This window comes from bacterium, from assembly GCA_030699905.1.
GTDB lineage: Bacteria > Patescibacteriota > Minisyncoccia > Phycocordibacterales.
Window position 1 is genome coordinate 1 of sequence record JAUYKQ010000010.1, and the last position, 26,370, is coordinate 26,370.

The following is a 26,370-nucleotide window of genomic DNA, read 5'->3' on the forward strand; positions in this document are numbered from 1 at the left end:
TGGGCCGCAGCTAAAGTATGCCTGGCGACTGTTTATCAAAAACACAGCTCCCTGCGAACTCGAAAGAGGATGTATAGGGGGTGACACTTGACCAATGCCAGAAGGTCAAATAACGGCGGTACGTATCACATGGAATGTGAATTAAGTTCATAAAGTTCATAAAGTTGCAAGTTTATAAAGTAAGACCGATGCCGGATTTTAGAGGCTCGTTTGTCTTACTTGATGAACTTTATAACTTTTTACTTTATAAACTGATTTCGCGTCTCATGTGATGCGTGCTGACTGTTATAAGCCCTGGTGAATGTCGGCAATAACTATAATTGTCCTAAGGTCACATACCTCTTGATTTATCAAGGGATATGTGAGGATTGGGACAATTATGTTAGGAGAAATGATAAACAACAAATTACACGAAACACTGCCTCGTTATACAGTAATGTATAATCGATCCTAAAAAATACATGACTATATGTTTCCGATTTGTCTGCGAGCGTAGCGAGTGGCTACAAATCGCAATCCCGCCGGTTGTGAAATCGGTTGGAATATGAATTGGGAATCTCGTCGGTGTAAACCGGCGGGACTGGGAAGTCCCTAATGAAATCAAGGGATGATCAGCAGGAAACTACAATATGAAGGAAAGGTGATTGAGTAGACACTGAGTTACTAAACACTTCAGTAGCCCCTTCCTTCAGATACTGTAGGATCCCCAGAGACCATACGTCATGCCCCTAAACTCCGCGGGGAGTTGGGTGAAGATATGGTCCCGAGTAGAAAGGAACTTGAAGCGAAATTCCTTGTCGGGTAAGTTCCGACGCGCACGAATAGTGTAACGACTGGGCAACTGTCTCGGAGACTCGCTCGGTGAAAATACAATACCGGTGAAGATGCCGGTTACCTGCAGTTAGACGAAAAGACCCCGGAAGCTTTACTGTAACTTGATATTGACCGTATGTATCACTTGCGTAGCATAGGTGGGAGGCTTTGAAGTGTTCCTTTTGGGGAATATGGAGCCGTCAGTGAAATACCACTCTAGTGTTATATACGTTCTAACCTCGCGCGCAAAACGCGCGAGAGACAGTATCTGGTGGACAGTTTTAGTGGGGCGCTATCCTCCTAAAGAGTAACGGAGGAGTTCATTAAGGTCGGCTTGGCGCGGATGGAAACCGTGCCTGACGTGTAATGGCAAAAGCCGGCTTGATTGTGAGGCGTAAGTGCCAAACAAGTGCGAAAGCAGGACATAGTGAACCGTCGGTCCGCATTAGACGCGGCCAAAGATTATCTGATAAAAGCTACTCCGGGGATAACAGGCTGGTTGTGCCTAAGAGTCCATATCGACGGCACAGTTCGGCACCTCGATTAACAAGAGCCAGATGTCGAGGATAAATCAGCTCATAACGGTGGAGGCCATGATATAATTATGGTTAATACCGTGGGAAGCTACGAAAATAAAAAATGGCAGAAGAAATGGATTCCAATTAAGCGGGCTTTGAAGCTCTCTAATTTTCAACGTTCTTTTATCATAGGGTCTTTACTAGGAGATGGAACAATGAGAATAGGAGAGAGAGCAGTTCATGCTAACTTTAAAGTGGAGCATGGACTGGAACAAAAAGAGCTTGTATTTTGGAAATACGAAATACTAAAACCGTTTGTTTTTACCGAGCCGAAAATAAGTTTTCGGTACCGTGAGAACGGCGAGAGATATGAGAAATCATGGTGGTTTCGTACCATTCGCCATCCCGATCTGACCAAAATTTATCGCGTCTTTTACAAAGGCGACGGATACAGATGCGGGCATAAGACTGTTCCAAAAAATATCGAGACACTTTTAGATCCATTCACTCTAGCGGTATGGATCATGGATGACGGTTCTTTCTCAAGACGAAAGATAGATATCAGCACATATTCTTTTGAATTTTCAGAAATTAAATTGCTTCAGCAAGCAATGAAGAACCGGTTCGATATTAATATGCAGTTTTATAAAGATCGCAATAAAGGTTTCAGAATGTATTGTTCAGTCCAGGAAACCGAAAAATTTATTGCGCTTATCTCCCAGTATGTCATTCCTTCAATGGCATATAAGATAAATTTTCGAAGCCCCGTAACGACTTCTCCGAATTGTAAACGGAGAGAGTTATCTGTCACAAGATAGCTAACACGCTGGTGTTCCTTTAGGGTAAAGGAACAAAGGTATAGTCTGATCTTTCTAGTAATAGAAAGTTAACATAAACAATGGTCGGCTCACCACATCCCGGGGGCGGAGAAGCTCCCAAGGGTATAGCTGTTCGCTATTTAAAGTGGTACGCGAGCTGGGTTCAGACCGTCGAAAAGCGGAGCTTTTCGACAAGTAAAAAGTTGAAAGTCCAAAGTTGAAAGTTTGGCTAATCGACAGTCTGAATCCGCTCATAAAATGACAAAATCGGATTTTTCGTCTATGAAATAATGATAGTGTTCCGCTCTCGCTGAAGCGTTTGAGCGGACGAGCAATCAACTTACGGCGGCCTAAAGTAGATTCAAGAATTATGAATTATGATTTAAGAATAATACTTTAGGATAAGCTGACTATATCGGTAGAATCCCAGGGAAGCGGATTATCGCGGATAAAAACGCAGATGAACGCTGATTGGGACAATACCGAGGGAAGATTTGTGTACTAAATAGTGGGAAACAGGACAATGAATAAATTCCTTCTGGAACTGCGTGCGTTCGGATACGTTCGGCCGTACACCCTTAAATGGGAAGCATCCAGATGTTCCGACTTGAATTTATTTAGGCATGAGTGCTGGTGCCATGCTGTCTTGATCGTTCATCGACCCACTAAGGAGGAATCACCACCCTGCGCAGTATATTCCTCCTTCCTACTATTTAGTACATGAATCGCCCGTAGAGACTAAACGTCAGCCACCCTAAACAGCATGTGTTCGGGTGAAGCTATAGTCCGATCCTCTGAAGTAATTCAGAGAGACAGGCAGAAATGTCCTGTCCGCGTTTCAGATTCGGGTATGATTCGGGATCGTCTTGATTCGAGTCAATTCGGATTTGTTTACGGAGTAACAAGATGCGTAAGACAGGTTGGTCTCCTATCTACTGCAGGCGTTGATTCTTGAAGGGAGTCATCCCTAGTACGAGAGGACCGGGATGAACTGACCTCTGGTCTACCTGCTGTTCCCGCCAGGGGCAACGCAGGGTAGCTATGTTGGGAGTGGATAACTTCTGAAAGCATCTAAGAAGGAAGCCAACCCTAAGATTAGGAATCGAGCGTGCGAAGCACGCAGTTCATCAAGTTGAAAGTTCATAAAGTTGTAAAGTTTATAAAGTAAAAACAAAATTTTCTGTTCTTACTTGATAAACTTGATAAACTTTTTACTTTACAAACTTGTGATTTGCGCGCTTCGCGCGTGAAGGCCCGTGGCAGATGACCACGTTGATAGGCACCAGGTGTAAGCGTCGTAAGGCGTTCAGCCGAGGTGTACTAATTCGCCGATTCTATTAGGAAACTTGTAAATCCTCCATATCATATTTAATATGATATGGAGAAAACTTAATCCTGTTACATGGAATTTGATTTAAGCTACGTAGAGATACGTATGAAAAAAGCATGGCTTTTATGCAGGACAAAAAGGAAATTCAGAGTTGAAGTGCATTTGAAAATCCTGTGTTGGTGATTTAACGCCGTGGGTACACCCGATCCCATTCCGAACTCGGCAGTTAAGCGCGGTAGTGGCGATGGTACCCGGCGCTTTGCGCGGAAGCGGCAAGGCAAGTTCGTCAAGTTATAAAGTGTAAAGTTCATCAAGTTAGAGAATTTCTTACTTGAAGAACTTGATGAACTTTTAACTTGATAAACTCACTTTGTCCGCTTGTGAACAAAGCGCCGGGGAGAGTAGCTAGTCGCCAACACAGGGAGTTTAAATTTCAATCTCTTTTTCAATTTCTTGTTTTTCATAAAGCGGATAAAACCATGAAGCGGACACCCCCGCTTTTTTGTTATTGAAAATATTGTTATCATATAGGGACTGTTGCCAAAACGGATATTCGGCAACAGTCCCATCTAACAATGCCTTTATCTTGGTCATCAAAAAGACAGCTTAAGATTCTGTCGGCGTTAACCGCTCTGGTTCTTTTTCTCGTGGCTCTTCCTGCTTTTTTCGTCCTTTACGAAGAACCGACTTGTTCAGACGGCAACAAAAACCAAGGTGAACAAGGCGTTGACTGTGGCGGGCCATGTCCCGTTCTTTGCGAGGCGGAAGCTCTTTCGCCCGTAGTTCACTGGCAGAGGGCTTTTAAGGTTCAAGACGGCGTCTACAACGCGGTGGCTTATGTGGAGAACCCAAACCTTAATTCAGGAGCTTACGATGTCCCTTACATTTTCAAATTATACGATTCGGAAAATATTTTAGTCCAGGAAAAGCGCGGTAGGGCTGATATACTGCCAAGGAAAATAACAGGCATCTTTGAAAGCGGTCTTTTGACCGGCAAACGCGTTCCCGCGCGAGCGACTTTTGAATTTTCAGGGAATTTTCTGTGGGTCAAAGAAGAGCCGGAGGATTTAGACGTGCGCGTAGTGAGCCGCATCCTTAAAAATGAAGAAACCGCGCCGAGAATTGACGCGGTGGTGGAAAATCTGTCTTTGGAAGAGGTTGTGAACGTTGAGATTGTGGTTATAGTTTACAATACCGAAGGCAATGCCATGGCTTCATCTAAAACAATAGTGGACAAAATTCCCAAAGAAGGACAAGCTACCATCACTTTCACATGGCCTGCTCCTTTCGGCGAGTCATCGGGAAGGATAGAGACGATAATAAACAGGTAACTCTAATGTTCGCAAACATCATAAGCTCTTTCGGCGCGCTTTGGAAGAGACAAAACATTGATTGGGTATTGGCAGGGTCTGTATTACCACTCGTGGTTTCCGGCCTTGTAACAATGAACTCTTTTACCGGAGAGTCGTTTTTCTTTGAACGTCAGCTTGTGTGGGCTTCTCTCGGTTTTTTTGTCATGTTTGTTTTGAGTTTTGTGGATTGGCGGTTTCTGCGGAGAACAGATGTTTTAGTTACCCTGTTTTCAGCGACTTGCGTGGTGCTTTTTCTCTTGTTTTTTTTAGGTAAGACCGTTAAAGGCGCTCAAAGTTGGTTTGACTTCGGTTTTTTCTCTTTTCAGCCGTCTGATCCGGCAAAAATAATGGTAATACTTATTCTTGCCAAATATTTTTCCAGACGGCATATAGAAATAGCCCATATCAGGCATATTCTTGTTTCCGGTTTTTACGCTTTTACGCTCTTTCTTCTGGTTTTTCTTCAGCCGGACTTTGGTTCCGCGATCATCATTTTCATGATTTGGTTTGGAATGGTTTTGGTTTCCGGCTTGTCAAAAAAACATGTTTTTGCCGTTTTTGCCGTTGCTGTTGTGACTTTTTCCGCCTTGTGGTTTTACGTTTTTGAGCCGTATCAAAAATTGAGGATAATGAATTTTATCCATCCGCTTGCGGATGTTCGCGGTTCCGGATATAACGCGCATCAGTCAACAATAGCAGTAGGTTCCGGAGAGGTTTTAGGCAAGGGCTTGGGATATGGAACACAGTCGCGACTTAAATTTCTGCCTGAATATGAGACCGATTTTATATTCGCGGCCTTCGCGGAGGAGTGGGGTTTTGTCGGTGTTACAATACTTTTCGCTTTTTTTGCGATGGTGATTTACCGCATACTTATGAACGCGGTATATGGAGCCACTAATTTTGAAACTCTTTATGCTTTAGGTTTGGCCATTCTTTTTATGAGTCATTTTGTAATACACATCGGCATGAATATCGGTGTCTTGCCGGTTACCGGTACGACGGTGCCTTTTTTAAGCTACGGAGGCAGTCATCTGCTCACGGAGTTTTTGGGGCTTGGGATACTCATGGGAATGCGTCGTTACAACAGGGCGACGCACAGAGAGATGGTGAAAAATGAAATAGTTGGTATATGATATCGTCTAAGTCGCTTACGCGTCGTACACGTTGACTGTTTTTATTAGCATTTCTTCAAATGAAAAGTCGGACATTATTTTTTCTTTGAGTTTGGCGCCAAACTGTTTTCTGTGGTTTTTACGAAGTATCAGGAATTTAATGGCGCTCCTTAACTCTTCGGCCGATTCCGGCCTTACTAAAATTCCAGATTCCATGTCAGTGATTATTTCCGGTATTCCGCCGACACTTGAAGCCACTACCGGCAGACCGGCGGCTCCCGCTTCCAAAACGGCGTAAGGCAGACCTTCTTTTAGGGAAGGGAACAAGAACAAATCAAGTCCTTTCAAGAAGACAGACGCCTCTTCCATATGACCCTTGAATTTGACGCTGTCTTGAATTTCGTACTTTAAAACCTGACTTTCCAGATTCTGTCTTTCTTCTCCTTCGCCTACCACGACCAAGACAAAATGTTTATAAGGCAATCCATACAGTTCTTTGTCTTTTAAAATGTCGGCAAAGGCCTTTATCGCAAAAAACAGGCCTTTGTTTTTATGAAGTTCTCCAAGAGTTCCTATCATGAATGTTTCTTTGCCGTGTTTGTCATCCGACATTTCTTCTCTGGATTCGGACATTTTTTTGAATTTTTGAGGTCTGACGCCGTTTCTTATGAGGGTGATTTTGTCTTTGGATGTTAAGAAGCAAGGGGAAAGGTTCTCGTCATCCTTGGAAACGGCAATAACTCGGTCGGAGAAAAACACTGAAAGCCAAGATCCAAAAAACGATACGGCGCGAAAAAAGATGCCCCGTTTTTCTTTAAATGGCCAGCCGTGAACAGTGAATACGACTCGCGCGGAACTCGCCGTTTGGCTGTCCGTGTTCAAAAATGGAATATGGGAAACAAAATTTGTTAAAAAAGATGCTAAAGAGCCGAGGAATGCCGCCTTGGGACTGTTTAAATGTATAATGTCAGGCCTTTCTTTTCTTAGGATTTTTACAAGTTCCCAGAGTGATTTAAATTCTCCCAGAAAAAAAATTTCCCGCGTAAAAGTTTTGACAAAAACAGTCCTGACTTTTTTTAGGGAAAGTTTTCTCGCAAGCTCTCCGGGTGCGCTTCCCATGGCACCCGTCCCGCCAAGCACTACCACGTTTTCGTATTTTTCCTTTGGCAGGGAAGTCGCCAAGTCATAAACGTATCTTTGAGCTCCTCCCCAGTTGCTTTTGGTTATCACAAAAAGCACTTTCTTTTTCAGCACCGGTTCCATGTCTGTATTATATTTCTTTTTTTGGTTTTCCGCCATAAAACTGGAAATTGCGCGCCCCATGTTGTATCATGTGGGTACATGTCAGTGAACAACCGCAAAGAAGCCATAGTATTGCTTTTGGGCGACATAATACTTTTGTATTTCGGTCTCTGGCTCACTTTGTTCGCGCGCCATGGCCGATTGCCGGATAGCGAGCTTCTTTTGGCTCACATAGTTCCTTTTTCTTTCATTTTTCTTGCGTGGCTTACTGTCTTTTTTGTAGCCGGTCTTTACGGAAGCCACACTCTTATTTTCAAAAGACGTCTGCCCGGTCTTCTGTTCAAATCTCAAATAGTAAACAGTATTACGACTGTTGTTTTTTTCTACGTTATTCCATACTTCGGCATCACTCCGAAAACCATACTTTTCATTTATCTTGTGATTTCTTTCGGTCTGGTTTTGTTTTGGCGTCTTTACGGTTTCTCCGCTGTCATAAACCCCGCGAAAGAAAACGCAATAATAATCGGCCGTGGAGAAGAACTGAAGGAAATTTTCTACGAAGTCAATTATAATCCCAGATACAGCATGAAGTTTATTTCCTCAATAGACACCGACGCGTTGGAGATGATTGACTTTCAGTCCGAAATAGTTGAAAGGGTTTATTCTGAAAATGTCACTCTTTTTGCCTTGGATTTGCATAATGAAAAGATAAAACCGTTTGTCCCGCATCTTTACAACCTTATCTTTTCCGGCGTCCACTTTGTGGATATGCATAAAATGTATGAAGATATTTGGGGAAGAGTGCCACTGTCGCTTGTTAAATACAACTGGTTTTTGGAAAATATCTCCAGCACGCCCAAGTCATTATTTGACGTGTTTAAAAGAAGTATGGATATATTGGTCTCAATACCTCTTCTTTTTGTGCCGGCGGTTTGTTTCCCTTTTGTTTTTGTGGCTATGAAATTGGAAGACGGCGGTGGCGTCTGGAGCGTGCAGGAGAGAGTAGGCAAGAATAACCTGAAAATAAAGATACTGAAGTTTCGCACAATGACTGTTTCAAACGATTTCGGCCAGTGGGGCAAAGTTCAAAATAAAGTAACTCGGGTCGGAAATTTTCTAAGAAGGACAAGGTTGGACGAGTTTCCGCAGTTGTGGAACGTGCTTAAGGGAGACATTTCGCTCATAGGTCCTCGGCCGGAATTTGCCGAAGCGGTAAAACATTATACGGACGAGATACCCTATTACAACGTTAGGCATCTTATAAAACCGGGTCTTTCCGGATGGGCACAGCTTTATCACGAAAATCATCCTCACCACAAAGCGGACGTTTCCGAAACAAAAGTCAAACTTTCTTACGATTTGTATTACATCAAGAATCGTTCGTTTTGGTTGGATTTTAGGATAGCCCTGCAGACGGTGCGGACATTGTTGTCGCGGTCGGGAATGTAAAGCAGAGCGTGGAACGTGTAGCATGTAGCATGGAACATAAAAAGAAAATTCTTTTTCTGAATTTAAGGGCGAGTTTGGCGATTTGTTTGAATATGTTCCAGCCCGCCATAACCCCACGACACTTTGGCCGACAATTCCTTGGCAAAGAAACTTATCGGTTGGGAGCCGGAGGTGACGCTGGAGGAAGGGATTGATAAACTTAAAGAATTCTGTCATGATAAGTTCGTAAGTTTTATAGTAAATACAAAAATATGAAAAATTCTAAAAACAGTAGATGGGTTAGCGTGATAGTCGGGACACTTTTTCTGTTCGTCGGAATACTATGGTCTATTTCGTCATTTCAGGGTTTCGAACGACATTTTATCAATACGATTCTTATACCGACAGTTTTCATATTTGTCGCGTTTGTATTATTCAACTTGCCTTCGGAAAAAGATGGGGATAATTTAGAAACAAAAACAAACCGCTTAGCATCTGTAAGGGGTTCCGCCATTGTCTTTTTAGTGAGTATTGTGGTTGTTTTTGTCGTTCTTTACTTTGATGTTTCATCAGGAGGTTTGGGCATGTCTTCAATATTTACAATTCCATTGGCAGTAATTTGTTTTATCGTTCTGGTAATTCAGCTAATTCTTTATTTCGGTAAAATGTAGAGTGGGATTAAAATGGAAAAAGCAAAACTTACAAAAGAAGAGAAAGGACTGCTTGGCAAAGAAACTTATCGGTTGGGAGCCGGAGGTGACGCTTGAGGAGGGGATCGGGGAGTTAAGTAGAAGTTTTAAAAGTTAACATGAAATTTGTGAACATGAGCCGAACAAAAATAACAGCTGTTATAGCGGCAATAATGCTTTTTGTGGCGGGAATATTTATATATGGGATTAGAAAACCGATCTGGTTTGATAGCGGTTTACCAAATGAATTTTATGGAGGGATTGTTATCCTGTTTAGCATTTTCCACCTACATATCGCGCTTAGTAAAGAAAAATACGATTACCTCACGGGACTGAATGTATCAAGCATAATTGCATCTATTTATTATTTTTTGATATGGAATTACGAATTAAATAATCCTACTTCCAATCTTGGTTTAGAGTTCGTCGTTGAGTTCCCGATTATGGTTGCCGTAATTTTGTTTTATGCGCTTGCTCTTATTCTGAATATTGCCGATTTTCTTTCAAAGATTATTCAAAAAGTAAGAAAATAATTACCTTTTGACAAGGAACCCGAATAAAACCTTTGTTTCTAAGGTAAAAAACGCCTAATACTGACCAGTATTAGCCGTTTTTAGAGGTCCGCACTCATTTCATTACTTTGAGTTACGAAACTCTATAGGCGGTTCGTTGGAATTGCGTGTAAAAAATTGTGTCATAATTTGAACATTCAAAAAACGGCTATGGCAAAACATTGAAAATTCTGTTGATATCCGCTATCATACCGGTATGCTTAAGCACAGAATATGGGCCGTCATAATTTTACTTGCCGCTGTCGGTTTGGGTTTTTTTGTTTTCTCGTCCGAGAAAAACAAAACCGATTTCGCTTTTGAATACGGTCTGGACCTTACCGGCGGTACCCATCTTGTTTATAAAGCTCAAACTCAAGAAATTCCTTCCGGTGAACGAGATGAGGCGATGCGCTCCCTTCGCGATGTTATTGAAAGGCGTGTCAATCTTTTTGGCGTTTCAGAGCCAATTGTCCAGGTTGAAAAGAGCATTCTCCAAGACGATGACCGTCTGATAGTGGAGTTGCCGGGAGTCACAGACGTTGAAGAGGCCGTAAAAAGGATAGGCCAAACGCCGGTTTTGGAATTCCGACTCGGTCTTGATATTTCGGATTTCACCGAAGAAGAAATATCCGCTTTAACTGGCGAAGATTTCTGGCAGTACACGGGTCTTACCGGCCGTCTTGTAAAGAGAGCTCAAGTTTCTTTTGAGGGTGGAGCCACGGGAGTGGCCGAGCCCGCTGTGCTTTTGACCTTCAATGATGAAGGTGCGGAGCTTTTCGCGAGCATTACCAGAGACAATACCGGCCAGGTTTTAGGCATATTTCTTGATGGGATACTGATATCGGATCCGGTAATACGGGAAGAGATTCCTACCGGTACTGCCGTTATCTCCGGCAATTTCAACGCCCAAGATGCCCGTGAGCTTGTTCGAGACCTGAATTTCGGCGCCTTGCCTGTTCCTGTTGAACTCATCTCCACAGAGTCCATCGGCCCCACTCTCGGTAAAGAGGCCTTACAAAAAGGGCTTAAGGCCGGAGCCGCGGGGCTCTTCCTTGTGGTCGTGTTCATGCTTCTCTGGTACCGTTTGCCCGGTTTAGTCGCTGTTTTGTCTTTATCTGTTTATCTGGTGTTGATGCTCGCGGTATTCAAGCTCGTGCCGGTTGTTCTTACGGCAGCCGGAGTCGCGGGATTCATAATTTCAATAGGAATGGCGGTGGACGCCAACATTCTGATTTTTGAACGTCTGAAAGAAGAAATACGCGAAGGCAAGACCGGAGCCGAAGCGGTGCATAGCGCTTTTAAACGCGCGTGGCTCGCTATTCGTGATGGGAATCTGACCAGCATTCTTACCGCCATCGTGCTTTTTTACGCAGGCACTTTTCTTACACAAAGCTTTGCCTTAACATTTGGCATGGGTGTTTTGCTTAGCATGCTGACGGCGGTAACCATAACGAGGACATTTCTTTTGGCAATAGTTCGCAAATCTTATTCGGGTAATTAGAGTTTTTAAATTCGGGACTGATTAGAGATATGACTATTATAAAATACAAAAAAATATTCTTTATCGTTACGGCTATTTTCATAGTGGCCGCCATCGCGTCTATTTCCTTCTTTGGTCTTTCCGTGAGCATTGATTTTACCGGTGGATCCATATTTGAAATAAACTACTCGGCAGAAAGGCCGACAAAAGCGGCGCTTGAGGAAAGGTTAAGTGGGGAAGGGATAAACGGCTTTTCCGTCCGTCCTTTGGGAGATAGAGGTTTTATCATACGCACGCCCGAGGCGGGGGACGACGAGAGAGCAAAGGTAGCAAGCGCGATATCTTGGGAAAGTTACGAGTCGTCAATAGACCGTTTCAGCTCTATCGGTCCGACCGTCGGCAGTGAACTGAAAACCAAGGCCCTTATCGCCATCATCGTTGTTCTTTTGATTATAATTTTCTACATTGCCTACACTTTCAGAAAAGTCGGCGGAGAAAAAGACAGCGTTTCGGCAAGGACGGAAGTGGAAACGTTGCCTTCTTCTTTGAAATACGGACTTACCGCCATAATAACTTTAGGACACGACATTATCGTGCCAGCGGGAGCTTTTGCCGTTTACGGGTATTTTACAGGCGCTCAAGCAGATGTTCTTTTTGTCATGGCGCTTCTTGCCATACTCGGTTATTCCGTCAATGACACCATAGTCATTTTTGACCGCGTACGAGAGAATCTTCTCAATAACAAAAAAGATAACCACAAAGAAACATTTGACGAAACGGTCGGCAAAAGCTTGTCTCAAACATACGCTCGTTCCATAAACACTTCTCTGACCACTCTTTTTGTTCTCATAACTCTGTTTTTTATCGGTAGCGAAACAACCGCCGCCTTTGCCTTTACTTTGCTTGTTGGCGTCATCGCCGGCTCGTACTCGTCCATCTGTTTCGCCGCGCCGCTTCTTACGTCGTTCGCGAAAAAAACCCATAATTAAAGTCGTGGCAGTCAACCGTCTTCCTGTGGCTTTTTTGTTGATTAACTTCATTGACAACACATTCAATATGAGTATAATAGCCGATACTGCCTTCAAAGGAGAAGGTGTGGACTTTGACAATTAAAACTTGAAATATTAAAGATTTGAGACGTGCAAGGTCTCAAAGTCTATTCCTTCCCGGCAGTAGAGAATTAAAAATTTTCACTGCGGGAAAAAAATGATTCCACCGGCTGACTAAGACAGCCGGCAGAGCAAGTTCAAACTCTTAAAACAACAAACAAAATTTCAGCAAAAACTGTCTTTTGTTTTGTTCCGTTCTAAAAATGCAGACAAGATGCAAACAAAACTCCGGCGGACGAGGGAGGCAACTCCTCCGTAGGTCGGAGCGATGTAGGCAATAATGTCCTCATTTCTTAAATTAGAGTTTGATCCTAGCTCAGGATGAACGCTGGCGGCGTGGATAAGGCATGCAAGTCAAGGGTGTGTGCGGAGCACACAGTTTATAAAGTTATAAAGTCATAAAGTTCATAAAGTCAGAATCTTCTGCTTTACAAACTTTTTACTTTACGAACTTGTAACTTGTGCGCTTCGCGCACAACCGGCAGACGAGGTAGTAATAAGTAGGAATGTCCCCAAGAGTCAGGCATAGCTACGCGAAAGCGTGGGTAATTCCTGATGGTCTGACCGCATCACATGGAATGTGAATTAAGTTTATCAAGTTCATAAAGTTGCAAGTTTATAAAGTAAGACCAATGCCGGATTTTTTAGGCTCGCTTTTCTTACTTGATGAACTTTATAACTTTTTACTTTATAAACTTATTTCGCCTCTCATGTGATGCGGTCAGTAAAGTCGCAAGACGCTTTTGGAACAGCCTACTCGGTATCAGCTAGATGGTAGGGTAATGGCCTACCATGGCTATGACGCCTAGGGGGGGTGAGAGCCCGATCCCCACCGATCGGACTGAGATACGGCCGATACACCTACGGGTGGCTGCAGCCGAGAATATTCCGCAATGGGCGAAAGCCTGACGGAGCGACGCCGCGTGGTTGATGAAGTTCTTAGGAATGTAAAAACCTTTTATTAGGGAGGAAGCGTGCGAAGCACACTGTACATGACACTGATGACACGAATGTAAAGAACGAATGACACGAATAAAATTAACAAGACTTGATTTTATTCGTGTCATTCGCATCTTCTATTCGTAGATTCGTGTCGAGTTCAGCGCGCTTCGCGCGTTTGACGTTACCTGATGAATAAGGGGTTGCTAAACTCGTGCCAGCAGCAGCGGTAATACGAGTGCCCCGAGCGTTATCCGGAATCATTGGGCGTAAAGGGTGTGTAGGCGGCTTTGTTAGTCCTCTGTTAAATTCTTCGGCTCAACCGGGGTCTTGCAGGGGATACGGCAAAGCTTGAGGGTGTGAGGGGTGAATGGAACTCATGGTGTAGGGGTGAAATCCGTTGATATCATGGGGAACACCAAAAGCGAAGGCAATTCACTGGCGCACTCCTGACGCTGAAACACGAAAGCGTGGGTAGCGAATGGGATTAGATAATCCTTGCCCGCTAATAAAACATAGGCAAAAGGTGTCTCTCCCGAAGGCGACTTCGGGATGAAAATCTAGCTGTATCGGGGAAACTCTCTGACACTATGCGCTTACTGGCGCGTTGGAGACAATCCCGAGGGAAGTTTTCTTGCATTGAAAGAAGGTTAATTTACCTGCATTGTAATTCTTGGAGCAATGCTGGTGCGAGTAAGGGAAAAGAAAAACAACTGTCCATAGTCGGAGGGTTGGGTGTTGCGGGGCTATCTGCACATCTCTTTGTCCAGGAAAAACCACCAACAGAAAGCGTGAGTAATTCGTGAAAGCGTGAATATGTGTCCCTTACTCAATTTGTTCTTTGGGCGCGGATGTAGCTCAGTTGGAATGAGTATCACCTTGATAAGGTGAGGGTCGCAGGGTTCGAATCCTTGCCATCCGCTCCATTTTTCCGCCGAATTTTCGAAAAATTTGGCACCTTCTTTCAGTGCAAGACGACCCCGTAGAGACTATGAAATTGAGCAAGATAGTTGGTGCATTTTCTGTCGTAATGCAAAAAATATATGCAAAACGCGGATTCAAAATATGTGCCTTTGTCGAATCAAGTGCGAGCCATTATTCTAGGGTCAATTCTTGGAGATGGGTCGCTCAAGATTCAAAACGAGTACGCCAATGCGAATTTACAAATTCGTCATTCGGAAACTCAAAAAGACTATCTCTTATGGAAAGCGAATGTGCTTAAAGAGATAGCCGGAGATGGTAGTGTGAGCGTGCAAAAGCCGGATGGATACAGTACGAAGCCAAAGTGGAGGTTCAGGAGCAAGAGAACTCCAGCATTGACCGAACTGCATCATTTGACCTATAAGCACAATGCCTTGCGCATCAGGCGCACATGGTTAAATCAAATGAACGCTTTGTCGCTCGCCGTATGGTGGTGCGATGACGGTTCACTTATTGGCTACGGAGGCAGAAAAGGGGTGTTTTGTACCGACGGCTTTGATGAAGAGTCAGTCAAAATACTTGCTCGCTATCTTGGAGTGGTTTGGAACATACGAGCGATAGTTGCTCCTGTCGGGCGAAAGCGCGATGGAAAGCAAGATCAGTATTGGCGGTTATGGATTCGTTCGCAGGAAGAATTGAAGAAATTTCTGCGTATTATCCTGCCGTACATACCTGTTTCGAGTATGCTCAAAAAAGCCATTCTACTCTATAAAGACCCTCAATTTCAACAACGCTGGATATCTGAAGTAATCAAGCTAAGTCCTTTTCCAGAATCTGTCATACTGGCGGAATTTGAAAAAAAGAAAGCTAAATGGAATTGCTACAGATAAAGATATAGTCCGGACTGCATGGAAACATGTAGAGCGAGGCAGAAATGCCCTCGCCTCCGCATCAGGCGGAAGTAACATTTTCAACCCCAGTAGTCCACGCCCTAAACGATGTTCATTTGCTTTTCGGAGTATCGACCCTCTGAGAGGCGTAGCTAACGCGTTAAATGAACCGCCTGGGTAGTACGGCCGCAAGGCTAAAACTCAAAGGAATAGACGGGGACTTGCACAAGCGGTGGATCATGTGGTTTAATTCGATACTAAACGAAGAACCTTACCAAGCCTAGACATCCAAGGGAACTCCAGTAGAAATATTGGAGGCCACCACTTTGCGCGGAAGACGCAAAGTGAGTTCGTCAAGTTATAAAGTATAAAGTTCATCAAGTTAGAGAATGTCTTACTTGATAAACTTTAAGAACTTTTGACTTGATAAACTTACTTTGTTCGCTTGCGAACAAAGTGCGGGGAGGAAGGCGAGGATGACGCCAGATCAGCATGACCCTTTGACGGCTTGGGCTACACACGTGATACAATGGCTGTTACAACACGTTTGCGACGGAGTAATCCTGAGCTAATCGTTATAAAAGCAGCCCCAGTTCGGATTGAGGTCTGCAACTCGACCTCATGAAGTTGGAATCGCTAGTAATCGCGGGTCAGCATACCGCGGTGAATACGTTCTCAAGTCTTGTACTCGGGTCGCCATGCGATCGAGTACGCTAGTTGGTGACCCGTCCTTCGTTAAAATTACGGAGGGCACGGTCCAGCTGTAATTTTTGAGCTTAATTAAATAAAAACCCCTGCTTATTTTATAAGGGGGGTTTAGGATCTAGAACTCTGAAAGCTGTTGTTGCGAGTTTCTATCTCTATTCTGCGGGACCGGCGTTGGATCTATTCAAACCAACCGCTTTCGCTTTTGGGGACTGATTTCGAACATTCTTCCAGAACTCCCTGACAAGATCCCTAATTAATTAGGTCAGGACTATGTTACATGTTATCATATCTTGTGTTATCAGTCAAGAGCTTGAAAATTACAGCTGGACACGTTTTCGCTGAAGCTATAGCGAGGCGAGGAAATCCAACCAAGACAATTCACAGTGTCTTGAAGCGAAATACTAGTCTACTGTCCGCGAGGACTATAGATGAAGGAGTAAAGTAGCATTTCTTAGCTTGAATGCCAGTCATGGCGCATAACAGAGGTTATCCTGCGAGTACATGGAGAAACCTACTGTGTTACAAAAACTGTTATGCGTATCGTGGCATCGAGATGAGAAAAAACAGTGTATTCGGTTACCGTGGGAGATCTCACTTGTTCTTTGTTTTTAAAGAGCAAAGTAAGCAATATATTAGGACGGGCAAAAATTTCCTAAAGTATTGATTAACAATAAGTGAGAAGTCTGCAGAGTCCGTAGTACCTATCGAAGTAAAATTTGATAGGGAAGGGACGAACTTAGAGGTTGTATGTAATTTTTAATTTTGCATTGCTTGTCCCGTAGCGAGTTCTGCTCTGCTACAGGGATCATTTTGCATTTTGAGATTTGCATTTTAAATTTCTAAGAACCGCTAGGGTGCGGGAAAACCGCTTGCCCAGTGGTGTTTGGCTATTGAAAATAAATATCAATTGACCGAAAAACCGCCCGTCAACTCAAGGGAGTTGGGAATACCCGAAGCGCACGCTTTGCGTGCACTACGGTAAGCTCAATAACAGGGAGTAAGTCGTTATTGTAAAATACAATTGCGACCTGTCAAGGAAACTTGACAGAAAAATCCAACTGAAATCGGTGAACCCCTCCTCTTTAATTTGTTATAATTAAAGGCATGAAGGCAATACCGAGGGAAGCTGGGAGAGTCACTTATTCAACGGAGATTCGAAAGTTAAAAAATATTTCTTTTACCGAGGAGCAAAGAGCTCTCATTATTGGAAGTATTTTAGGCGACGGATGTCTGTGTGATAATTGGTCAAAGACCAATTATCGTTTGTTTATCAATCATTGTCTGGGACAAAAAGATTACGTATGGTGGAAATACGGTGTTCTTAAGAATTATATCCTTTCAGAACCTAGATACTATGATAGGAATAATTCCCTTACTATCCGGACCATTAGTCACTCTGAATTATCAGAATTGCGGAATGTTTTCTACAGAGATAAACAAAAAATAATTCCTCAAAATATTCAAGAATTTCTAAAGGATCCTCGCGTGCTTGCAGTATGGTTTATGGATGATGGTAACAATGTTATCCGGAATGGAAAAATTATTGGTTACCACATCAACACACAATCATTCACACGAAAAGAAAATAAATTGCTTGCAAAATGTCTGTATGCCATTTACGGCATAGAAGCTCTGTTAGAACGAAATCATAAAAGGTATAGATTAGCAATTTGGAAGCGAGATTCGAGGTTGAAAATTAGAAACTTGGTAAAGCCGTATGTATTGGAAAGTATGCAATACAAACTCGGTTGAATAAGCGACTCTCCTTAGCCCCGTAGAGACTGGATTCCGCTTAAAAGCGGATGAAGATAGCATGCACATAATGTGTCGCAGTGCCTCGACATTGCGATTACGGTGCTATAAAACGTTGGCTCCATTGATAATTATCAATCGGATGAAGATATAGTCCATGCCCCAATGAAAATTGGGGAGAGAACATGAACAAGGCACGGGTAGCGGAAGCTGCTCGTGGAATATTTCAAGTGAACAATGTCAGGAGCGGATTATCGCGGATAAAAACGCTGATAGACGCCGATGACTGAACGAGTCGATATCGCTATCTCTACGGAGTAAGCGGTGGATAAGATTAATATCCTAAAAAAAATCTGACAGACCGGAAAGACGGCACCCGCCGTATCACATGGAATGTGATAGCGGAAATCCAAAGCACGAAATACTAAATCCTAAACAATATCAAAATTCAAATGACAAAAATTCCAAACAGTAGTCTCTATTTTGAATTTAATATTTTGATAATTTGAATTTGTTTCGGATTTCGGTATTAGAATTTCGGATTTTCCGCATCATCGTGTCTCATGTGATGCGGCGGTAAGGAACGGAACAAAACAAAGGACAGAAGGTAAAAGAAATTTCAATTTCTAATTGTCTAATTCACATAGATGAAGACAAAGAAGGGTCAAAAAAACGGCTAAATATATTTAGCCGTTTTTTTGTTGCTATAGCGCGCTATTTTTGGTATATTTTCAGAGTAATTTGCGAGTGTAGCTCAGGTGGTTAGAGCACTCCACTGATAATGGAGAGGTCCCAAGTTCGAGTCTTGGCACTCGCACCACTAATTCCTAATGTCGCTTAAAATGTCATACGCCTTTGTTGCGCGCTCCGTTCTTTATTTTCCTCCAACCAAACACACTACGGTCCCATCAAAATTTCTGTTTTCTCTTACGGCTTGAATCAAACCGGCTATGGCTAACACCCCGTTTGGAGTCAGTTCCAAATCTGCTTTTTCTTTGACTAACTTTTGGGCCACCAGAATTTCTTCATTTGAAACAATCCAAGCCCCGCCACCGCTTTTATTTACAAAAAGTTTTACCCGCTCTTTGCGATGCCCGATTTTATCAACAATGGCGTCAGCGAGCGACTTTTCCTCTGCGACTTCTTCCGCCTTTTTTCCCAAAAGCAGACGAGCAATAGCATTACACCCGCTTGTCTGCGTAATATGATGGGCTACGAGTTTGTTTCTCCGGTAGATGTCCGCGGCGAGTCCTTCCGCCGTAGTACCCGAAGAACAGGCGGTGAAAATGTCTCTGACGTCGGGAATCTCCAAAATTTCCTCCGCCAGCTCAAAATATCCGATAAGAGCCGTGTCGTCGGTTGATTGTCGCAAACTCCGCACCTCGCCGCTTTTCGTAAATTCCAAAAGTTTCTGCTTAGGCCGTTCCTCTTCTATTATTTCAATTCTCCCGTCCTTCGTTTTCGCGAGTTCTTTTTTCTTTTCCTCATTTATATTTTTGCCGATAAAGACGGTAAGCGACAGGTCCTTTTCCGAAAGTGTTGCGAAGTGTCTTACCGCCGCCAGTCCTGCGTTTCCTGAAGAAGAAATGGCAAAACGGCGCGTCCCTTCGCTTTTGTACAGGTCAATCATGCGGGGAATAGAACGACCCTTATGCGAGCCGTACGGATGCAAGTCCTCCCGTTTTAAAAACAACCTTCTCAGCCCCAATGACGCGGTCAGTTTAGGATATTCCTCAGCGGGAGTTACGGTTTTAAATTCAGTTTCTCCGTCACTCCTTTCCGCTGAGTCGTTCCCGACAGTCAACGTTTTTTCCTGTTTTGACATAGTGTATGGGATTTAGCGTATAGCTTACAGCTAAGAAAGTCAATTGAATTTATGCGGGTTTCAGGTAGAATATAGAGCGTTATACTTTTAATCACAAATCAATCTCTAATTTCTGCTCGAATCCTCTCGAATTCCGATTCGGGACGATTAGAGTTCTTAATTCGGGATTGATTAGAGAAAATGAAATTAATTTGTATTGAATGCAAAAACGAAATTGATACGTCTCCGTATCCGAACTTGTCAAAAAACCAGACATTGGAATGCAACCACTGTGGCATCTCTCTTCTGGTGTCTGACGTAAAAGACAGTGGGGAAGTGGAAGTGGAAATCGCCGATGAGGGTAAATAGAATAATGTAACGTGTAGCTTGTAACGCAAAACATCAGGAAGTGACGCAAGGCGGACTTCCTTAAACTTGTTGAATCACGAATCTTTAATCTGTCTTACCGTTTCCTCTATCATCCCCCTGAAACCGTGAGAACCGAGAAAGGATACCACATCTCCTTTTCTAATATTCGCTTTGATATACTGAATCACTTCCTCGTCTTTTTCTATGTATTTTGTGTTTACAAGTGTTTTGGATATCGTATGCGCGAGCTCGGCCCCTCCCATCGGAGCTTCCTTTTCCGGAGAAATTTTCTGTTTTGTAAGGCGAGGGATAATTACCAAGTCAGCATCTTTAAAAGCGTCATCATAGGTTTTTTTCGCCATCTTCTCCCGTCCTCCGATATTCGGCTCAAAAATAGCAATGATTTTGGAGTTGCCATAAATAGAGCGGAGTTCCGCGAGAGTAAAGCGAGCTTTGCTTGGCGAGTGGGCTATGTCGTCAATAATGACAATGTCGTTCGCGTATCGTTTCTCAAGGCGACGTTTTAAGCCCTTAAATTCCGCCAAGGCCTTTTTTATAGTTTCCGGCTCAATTCCGATTTCTCGGGCCATGGCGAAAGCACCTGTAATATTTTCGGCATTGTAAAGTCCGATCATCGGCGAATTGATACGATGTGCCGTATTATTGTGGACAATCTCAAAAGTCAGCCCGTTCTTGTCTTGCCGGACATTTTCGTATCGGTACGTAGAGTCGGAACTTTTTCCGTATGAAGTAACTTGACTGCCTTCAATAACTTTTTTCACGCCCGGGTCGTCTATGTTTGCCAAGATATTTTTTTTGTCAGGAATAGAGTTAACAAGATTTTGAAAAGTTTCAAAATACGAGTCCTCTGTCTCATACATATCGGCGTGGTCCCAAGACACAGCAGTCAAAAGCAATCGGGTTGGTTTGTAATACGCAAATTTCGGCTTCTTGTCCCAAATGGCGGCTTGATACTCGTCTCCTTCAACGACACTCAAGTCGCTACCCGTGATTTTTCCGCTCGCGTGAGATAGCGAAAGTCCGCCAAAAAAATAGTTCGGATTGACTCCGGCGTATTCAAGTATAAAAGAAAGCAGGGCCGATGAAGTCGTTTTTCCCCATGTTCCGGCTACGACAACGGACTCATTTTTGACAATAAATTTGCCGACCGCCTCGGCAAAAGACAAAATGGGGATGTTTTTTTCTTTGGCAAAAATAATTTCCGGATTGCTTTCACTTGTTCCGCCACCACCCGCTACCACCAAGTCAGGAGTTCCCACTCTTTCGTTTCCTCCCTGCTCCACCCCTCCTCTTTGAGGAGGGGTGTCCGTTCTGACGGACGGGGTGGTGTCTTTTGTTTTCATCCTCTCCGGATGCCAGCCCGCCCAAAATTCCACCCCTGCCTCTTTAAGTGCGTTTGATACGGGTGGGAAAAAGCCCTTGTCGCTTCCTGTTACTTTGTATCCGGCCGTTTTAAGCGCGACTGCAAGCGCTGATGTTCCAACACCGCAGATTCCAATAATGTGTATGTGATTGGTCATAAGTTGTTCAATCCGCACTGCGCCCGCCATAGCTTCAAAGCGAAGGCGGGGATGCCGATGATGTGTATGTGTGAAGTCATAATCTCTAATCAAACCCGAATTCTCTAATCAGACACGAATTAAAGTCGCGAATACTCCCTAATATCAGATTCGAGATTGATTCGGGATAAAATTCTTATTTTACTATTCGGGTTTATTAGTGATAATAACTGAAAATCGTCGGAAAATACAGGTGTTGACAGACCGTTGTATCGCTTGTTCTACGAGTGTATAATTATAGCAGTTTAATCAATTTAACTTTAAATATGGAAAAGCATAATAATTTCGAGGCCGTGGCTATTGAGGCAGACATGGAAAATAATGAAAAGGAGGGGTGGTTGGCGCACAGAGTGTCTACTTTAAGAAGTTTTGTATTAGCTGATGTGGTAAAGGTCATCCAAAAAAAGATGGCTGATGATTTGCGTCTTAAAAAAGCAAGTGACAGGAGGGGAGGATCTACCGCATTGTCACTAAATTTTTCTGATATGGCAGGGGTTAGAACGGATTTACGGCCAGCGTCACGAGATAGAATCGATTGGCTTTTGGTTGATAATGACGGTTATGGAAAAGACATCCCTTTAAGTGCCGTATTGGAGGTTGTGAAAAAAGAACTGATGATTAGATATGAAGAAAAGTTGGAGTTGCTTGGAAGTGATTCGTCGGAAGAAGACCTTTCGCAAGTTGCGTTTGAACCCATTCCCGGTAGAGAAAATGTATAATCTACCTGACTTCAGGTATATCTCACACATACCATATCCATTATTCGGCCGGATAATGGATAAAATAATTTAAGATTTGTTGAGGGGTAATTCATTCAATAGCTTTTTTATTGCTTCCGTGTCCGTGTTCCACTCGTTCCCGTCAAACCATTCCATGCCTTCAAATTGGAGTTTGTACGTGTCAGAAGGTCTCTGGAGTGAACCTATGTAAAAATATTTTCTGCCGTCCTCTTTTGCTTGTTGAATTGCAAGAAGCATCATGCCGAGACCTGTGTCTTTTGGGGCTTCAGATTCGTAAAAAGGATAGGAGTAGTGAAAAATATTCGGCGAGTCGTAACAGATTGTGTAAGCAAACGTGTAGCGTGTAGCGTGTAGCGTGTAGCGGAGGAGGCAGTTGAAATTGCTTTTTTCGGGATTAGTTAAAAGTTCTTTAATTTTGTTCGCGCTAAAGTCCGCATCGCGGGACGCATAAAAGTCCTTGGCCATTTTGCCGATGGGCCAGGAATAGCGTGTATCGTCTGAAGACAAAGACAAGGGGAGAGGGAGTTTCTCCATCTTCAATCCTTCGCATTTTTTTAAGATACGCCGGTTCTCGCTTGAGAGCTCAAATTTTGAAAGGGCAATTCTCGCGCTTCTGGTTTGGTGCATTACTCCTTTGCCAAGACGGGTGAAAACATAACCATTGTTGTACAAGGCCTCAACGCTTTCGTGAGAAAAGTCGGTAATGGTTTTTTCGTTCCAGTGTAAATACATGTTCTCTAATCAATCTCTAATTTTCATCTCAAATTTCCCGAATCCCTATTCGGGATTATTAGTGTTTAGATTTGGGATTGATTGGTGACTTATCAATGCAGAGCTATCCATATTCCTGTCATTACAAATGCCAAATGTATTATCCAGAAACGCATTATGACTTTCTCCTCGCTCCAGCCAATAAGCTCAAAATGGTGGTGCAGAGGCGCCATTTTAAAAATCTTTTTGCCAAAAATGGTTCGGGATGCTATTTGCAATACTACCGACAGAGCTTCCACGTAAAACATAAAAGCCAAGAAAACCAAGGCCACCATTTGATTTATAACTATGGCATTTATTGCCAAAAGAGCCCCAAGTCCCAAAGAACCGACATCACCCATCTGAAATCTCGCCGGTTTGATGTTAAAATAAGTATAAGTTACAAGGGCTCCAACCACTGTCGCGTTTAAAATCGCAACTTCCGTAAAACCGCCCATCCAAGAAAGGATCAAAAGGGAACCGAAGGTTGGAATAAGCATACCGCCGGCAAGTCCGTCCATACCGTCCGCGATATTCACCGCGTTGGCTGTAAACATCACTACAAAAATAATAAGCGGAATCAAAAGAATCCCGATATTTAAAAAGCTGTCTGCTCCTGCCGGGCCTAAGAATGTTGAACCTCCGTTTTCTAAAAAAGGAATGTAGATTTCCCTCCAGTGTTCTCCAAGTTTAAAAAATATCCACCATGCCGTAATGGCGCCCGCCAAAAATTGCAAAATAAGTTTCTCGTGAACATGAACGCCTTTGCCGGGGTGCGACCCTATCCACATGGACATTCTCTTGAAAACAACCCAAGGCAGAGTGATGGCGAGCCATACTCGGGCTTTTAAGTCGTGATGCACGCGGATAAGAAGCAGTGTTTGTTTCAGGCCACGACTCCTTCTTTTTGTGCCGAAAATGTTCAGGATGTCGTCTAAGGCGCCGAGAAAGGCAGAAAGAAGCATAACTCCAATCGGTACCCAAGTAAAACTACGTTCCCAGTTAAAAAGTAGGGTGATGACCGCGACGGTAAATATGACAAGAATCCCACCCATTGTCGGGGTGTTCATTTTGCTTTTGCGGGACTCCAAAAGCAGTGTCGGGTCATAGCCACCACGCCTTCCCACGGTAATGTCGTATTTATACAAAAAATGCGTCATTATCGGCGCTAAGCCAAAAGACACCACTATGGCCATGGGAATAAAGCCGATAATCAAGGAAAGGTTGGATGCGTCTAAAACAACTTCAGACATAGGGGAATATTATCACATGTTTGCAAAACCGATAACACGAAGAAAAACCCGAGTCGCCGGCCGAGACGCGCCTCATCTGGAATTCCGTAGTCGGCATTCTCGGCTTGTCTTTAGAGAAGTCAAGTTAACGAGGTAGTAAAATCAATCTAAAACCATTTAAGTCGCCTGATGCTAACTTCTGACTTTTTCGCTCTTTCTTGGGTGAGGTTTTCCGCGCCCATTTTTCCATTTTCCACCCATTTTTGCTCGGAAACGGGTTTTGTAACGTCCGTGATTTCTATAACGCCCTCTCTCACGCCGTGGCCGTAAGGTCCATCAGAAGGCCATGCCAGCGAGTGAACGTATTTTAACTTCAGGGGAGTTTCTTCTTGGCGCTTGACTTCGGAAATCACGACCATGTGGTTAAACTGCCTCTCGTCTTCACTGTCGTGCAACATGCTTATAAAGTCGCCCGGGGACACTTCGTCAATTCTCACTTCTTTGCTGTTTGCGTCGTGGGAAAAAGTGGCTACCGAGGTGTTTTGTATCGTGCGCAGACGAGAGAGAAGCGCTCGCGAGAACGATTTTGAATTTGAAAAAGAGATACGAGATTTTAAAGCTCCACAGCCGCGAGCGATGCCCTCGGCATTTAAAACGTGGTAGGCAAAACCGGAGCAGTCCACGCCGATCCTGTTGTCAACCAGGATTTTGATGATATTTTCTTTATCAAGTTTGGAAAAATCCATGTGGTTTTTCATAAAGATAAGTTCTGCCTCTTCTTTTATTTCCTCAACACTGCCTTTTCCTATGGCCGCTTTTACCGCTCCGCGAATTCCCGATCTGCGGTTGTTGAAGTAGGGGCAGGGCACAGGCACCGGAAGGGGTAGGTGAAGGTAGTTGTTCACAATGGCAATAGCTTCCGGCAAAAGTTTTTTTGTCGTGACATTAAACAGAGGGAGAAGACGTTTTATCTTTTCGCCGTTTTGATTTAAGTTTTTTTGATCGGCAAGCACGCTGTCTTGGCTTTGTATTTGCAAGATGGCGGCGTTCGGCTTGTCTTCATTTTTCGCGTGAACCGAAAGTCCTTCTTTTCCAAATTTGTCAGTTTTAAGAAGAGGGGCTGTGTTTAACCAGTCGTCAGTTAGGCGCTGAATTAGCTGTCCGCCATTTCTAAGTTCCGTGGAAGGCAGGTCGGGCAGGGGCATTTCCAGAAGAGCTAAGAGGTGCTCTTCAAAAACAGAAAGGCCGGTAGGGTCGTTTTTCTTCTGCAAAGTGGCTTCCCACGCGACATTGGCTGTTTGTCTGGCGTTTACCTCCAAAAGATAAATTCTACGCGTTTTTTCGTCCATCGCAAAATCCGCCCCGAAAAGTCCGCGCCACTTATGTTTTTGGAAAATCATGCCGATGTCGCTCATTATTTCTCTTATCTGCAACGTCTGTTCTTTGGATAGCATTTTCTTGGGTAGTCCCCAGTCGTTGCCTACGGATGAAAAAGGCAAGTCGGTAAAAGGAGACAGTCCGGTAATTTGAAAACTTATGTTGCCGTGAGCTATTTTCGTATCAAAGACCACGGCGTTTGTCGTAAACACCGGCCCTTTTATGTATTCGCTCAAGCGGACTTCTCTTTCCGGAAATTTCGTTTTAAGTTTTGAAAGTTCGGCGTTGTTTGTTACAAGCAGTGTTCCTTCGCCTGAATGGGCGTGGTTAAACTGTATTATTGAGGGATATTTTTTCAGGTTAATTTCTTTTATCTTTGAAATCACATGAGGAGGCAGAAACTTTGACGAGTTCTCAAGCCACTGTCCTTGACTCGTTTTTTCTTCGGCCAGACGGGCGATCTCTGACGGCGGATTTAAAAGAGTGATGCCCAGTTCTTTTGCCGTTCTTTCAATGGCGAGAGTGTTCTTGAAAACCAATAAACCGGCCTTGCCAAGGCGGGAAAAAAGCTCTATTGACTCTTCGCGTTTCAAAAGCTCGTGCGTGTCAAGTTTTTTTTCTGAAACAACAACCGTTACGTTTTCTTTCGTTCCATAAAGAGGGTCTGCATCTTTTCGCGCTTTGTTAGTGATAATATGGTATCCCTCGGTAGGCAATGGCAAGCCACACGCCCTTTCCAAGTCGCGGGTAACATAGACCACGGGGTTGTTCTTGATATTTTCGTACAACGGAGAATGTTGACTCATGGAGAGTAGTATAAGGTAGAAAGGGTAAAGTATAAAGGAGAAAAGCAGAGCTTTAAACGT

Annotated in this window: 18 protein-coding genes, 2 tRNA genes, 3 rRNA genes and 1 other annotated feature; of the genes, 16 read left to right on the forward strand and 7 right to left on the reverse strand. The window is 43.5% G+C overall.

Annotation, left to right across the window (positions count from 1 at the left end; translation table 11 throughout):
* Both Q8P86_01360 and rrf read left to right on the forward strand, forming a co-directional pair.
* Positions 1–3,494 (forward strand): 23S ribosomal RNA (locus Q8P86_01360); the annotation flags it as partial.
* Between the two features lie 159 nt (positions 3,495–3,653).
* A 5S ribosomal RNA gene (gene rrf, locus Q8P86_01365) occupies positions 3,654–3,772 on the forward strand.
* Positions 3,773–3,905: 133 nt separating this feature from the next.
* Here rrf and Q8P86_01370 read toward each other — a convergent pair.
* Complete coding sequence (locus Q8P86_01370) at positions 3,906–4,073, reverse strand: hypothetical protein (GenBank protein ID MDP3996327.1); 168 nt, start codon at positions 4,071–4,073, stop codon at positions 3,906–3,908.
* Between Q8P86_01370 and Q8P86_01375 the strand changes: the two genes are divergently transcribed.
* Both Q8P86_01375 and rodA read left to right on the forward strand, forming a co-directional pair.
* Complete coding sequence (locus Q8P86_01375) at positions 4,055–4,810, forward strand: hypothetical protein (GenBank protein ID MDP3996328.1); 756 nt, start codon at positions 4,055–4,057, stop codon at positions 4,808–4,810. The genes Q8P86_01370 and Q8P86_01375 overlap by 19 nt on opposite strands.
* A 5-nt stretch (positions 4,811–4,815) precedes the next feature.
* Positions 4,816–5,964 (forward strand): rod shape-determining protein RodA, encoded by a 1,149-nt coding sequence (gene rodA / locus Q8P86_01380; protein ID MDP3996329.1) that lies wholly within the window; start codon positions 4,816–4,818, stop codon positions 5,962–5,964.
* 15 nt (positions 5,965–5,979) lie between these two features.
* On the opposite strand, the gene Q8P86_01385 is transcribed toward rodA, so the two are convergent.
* The gene (locus Q8P86_01385; protein ID MDP3996330.1) at positions 5,980–7,206 is read right to left on the reverse strand and encodes a glycosyltransferase family 4 protein; all 1,227 of its coding nucleotides are present in this window, start codon (positions 7,204–7,206) and stop codon (positions 5,980–5,982) included.
* Positions 7,207–7,284: 78 nt separating this feature from the next.
* Here Q8P86_01385 and Q8P86_01390 point away from each other — a divergent pair, with 78 nt between their 5' ends.
* From Q8P86_01390 to Q8P86_01435, 10 genes are all read left to right on the forward strand, one after another.
* On the forward strand, positions 7,285–8,634 hold the full coding sequence (locus tag Q8P86_01390) for a sugar transferase (GenBank protein MDP3996331.1): 1,350 nt from the start codon (positions 7,285–7,287) through the stop codon (positions 8,632–8,634).
* A 123-nt stretch (positions 8,635–8,757) separates the two neighbouring features.
* Positions 8,758–8,889, forward strand: coding sequence for a hypothetical protein (locus tag Q8P86_01395; GenBank protein MDP3996332.1), 132 nt, complete (start codon positions 8,758–8,760; stop codon positions 8,887–8,889).
* Positions 8,886–9,284 carry a hypothetical protein gene (locus Q8P86_01400; protein MDP3996333.1) on the forward strand — a complete coding sequence of 133 codons (399 nt, stop codon included), beginning with the start codon at positions 8,886–8,888 and terminating at the stop codon, positions 9,282–9,284. Before Q8P86_01395 ends, Q8P86_01400 begins: the two co-directional genes overlap by 4 nt.
* Before the next feature lie 137 nt (positions 9,285–9,421).
* Positions 9,422–9,835, forward strand: coding sequence for a hypothetical protein (locus Q8P86_01405; protein ID MDP3996334.1), 414 nt, complete (start codon positions 9,422–9,424; stop codon positions 9,833–9,835).
* 235 nt (positions 9,836–10,070) lie between these two features.
* The gene (gene secD / locus Q8P86_01410) at positions 10,071–11,354 is read left to right on the forward strand and encodes a protein translocase subunit SecD (GenBank protein ID MDP3996335.1); all 1,284 of its coding nucleotides are present in this window, start codon (positions 10,071–10,073) and stop codon (positions 11,352–11,354) included.
* Between the two features lie 29 nt (positions 11,355–11,383).
* The gene (locus tag Q8P86_01415; protein ID MDP3996336.1) at positions 11,384–12,322 is read left to right on the forward strand and encodes a protein translocase subunit SecF; all 939 of its coding nucleotides are present in this window, start codon (positions 11,384–11,386) and stop codon (positions 12,320–12,322) included.
* Positions 12,323–12,735: 413 nt separating this feature from the next.
* Positions 12,736–13,945, forward strand: a 16S ribosomal RNA gene (locus Q8P86_01420).
* A 283-nt stretch (positions 13,946–14,228) separates the two neighbouring features.
* Positions 14,229–14,307 (forward strand) — tRNA-Ile (locus Q8P86_01425).
* 821 nt (positions 14,308–15,128) lie between these two features.
* Positions 15,129–15,907: a sequence feature (16S ribosomal RNA rRNA prediction is too short), on the forward strand.
* 1,097 nt (positions 15,908–17,004) lie between these two features.
* Positions 17,005–17,652, forward strand: a complete 648-nt coding sequence (locus Q8P86_01430) for a hypothetical protein (GenBank protein ID MDP3996337.1) — start codon at positions 17,005–17,007, stop codon at positions 17,650–17,652.
* Positions 17,653–18,395: 743 nt separating this feature from the next.
* A tRNA-Ile gene (locus tag Q8P86_01435) sits at positions 18,396–18,472 on the forward strand.
* A 54-nt stretch (positions 18,473–18,526) separates the two neighbouring features.
* Here the strand turns inward: Q8P86_01435 and Q8P86_01440 are convergent.
* Positions 18,527–19,477 carry a PLP-dependent lyase/thiolase gene (locus Q8P86_01440; protein ID MDP3996338.1) on the reverse strand — a complete coding sequence of 317 codons (951 nt, stop codon included), beginning with the start codon at positions 19,475–19,477 and terminating at the stop codon, positions 18,527–18,529.
* Positions 19,478–19,657: 180 nt separating this feature from the next.
* Here Q8P86_01440 and Q8P86_01445 point away from each other — a divergent pair, with 180 nt between their 5' ends.
* Positions 19,658–19,825: a hypothetical protein gene (locus tag Q8P86_01445; GenBank protein ID MDP3996339.1), complete on the forward strand. Its 168-nt coding sequence runs from the start codon at positions 19,658–19,660 to the stop codon at positions 19,823–19,825.
* A gap of 74 nt (positions 19,826–19,899) precedes the next feature.
* On the opposite strand, the gene Q8P86_01450 is transcribed toward Q8P86_01445, so the two are convergent.
* Positions 19,900–21,366, reverse strand: a complete 1,467-nt coding sequence (locus tag Q8P86_01450) for a Mur ligase family protein (protein MDP3996340.1) — start codon at positions 21,364–21,366, stop codon at positions 19,900–19,902.
* 305 nt (positions 21,367–21,671) lie between these two features.
* Between Q8P86_01450 and Q8P86_01455 the strand changes: the two genes are divergently transcribed.
* Positions 21,672–22,124, forward strand: a complete 453-nt coding sequence (locus tag Q8P86_01455) for a hypothetical protein (protein ID MDP3996341.1) — start codon at positions 21,672–21,674, stop codon at positions 22,122–22,124.
* A 69-nt stretch (positions 22,125–22,193) separates the two neighbouring features.
* Here the strand turns inward: Q8P86_01455 and Q8P86_01460 are convergent, their stop codons facing one another.
* The 3 genes from Q8P86_01460 to Q8P86_01470 form a co-directional block, all read right to left on the reverse strand.
* Positions 22,194–22,877, reverse strand: a complete 684-nt coding sequence (locus Q8P86_01460) for a hypothetical protein (GenBank protein ID MDP3996342.1) — start codon at positions 22,875–22,877, stop codon at positions 22,194–22,196.
* 92 nt (positions 22,878–22,969) lie between these two features.
* Positions 22,970–24,148 (reverse strand): phospho-N-acetylmuramoyl-pentapeptide-transferase, encoded by a 1,179-nt coding sequence (locus tag Q8P86_01465; protein ID MDP3996343.1) that lies wholly within the window; start codon positions 24,146–24,148, stop codon positions 22,970–22,972.
* 146 nt (positions 24,149–24,294) lie between these two features.
* The gene (locus Q8P86_01470; GenBank protein MDP3996344.1) at positions 24,295–26,310 is read right to left on the reverse strand and encodes a hypothetical protein; all 2,016 of its coding nucleotides are present in this window, start codon (positions 26,308–26,310) and stop codon (positions 24,295–24,297) included.
* Positions 26,311–26,370: the final 60 nt, after the last annotated feature.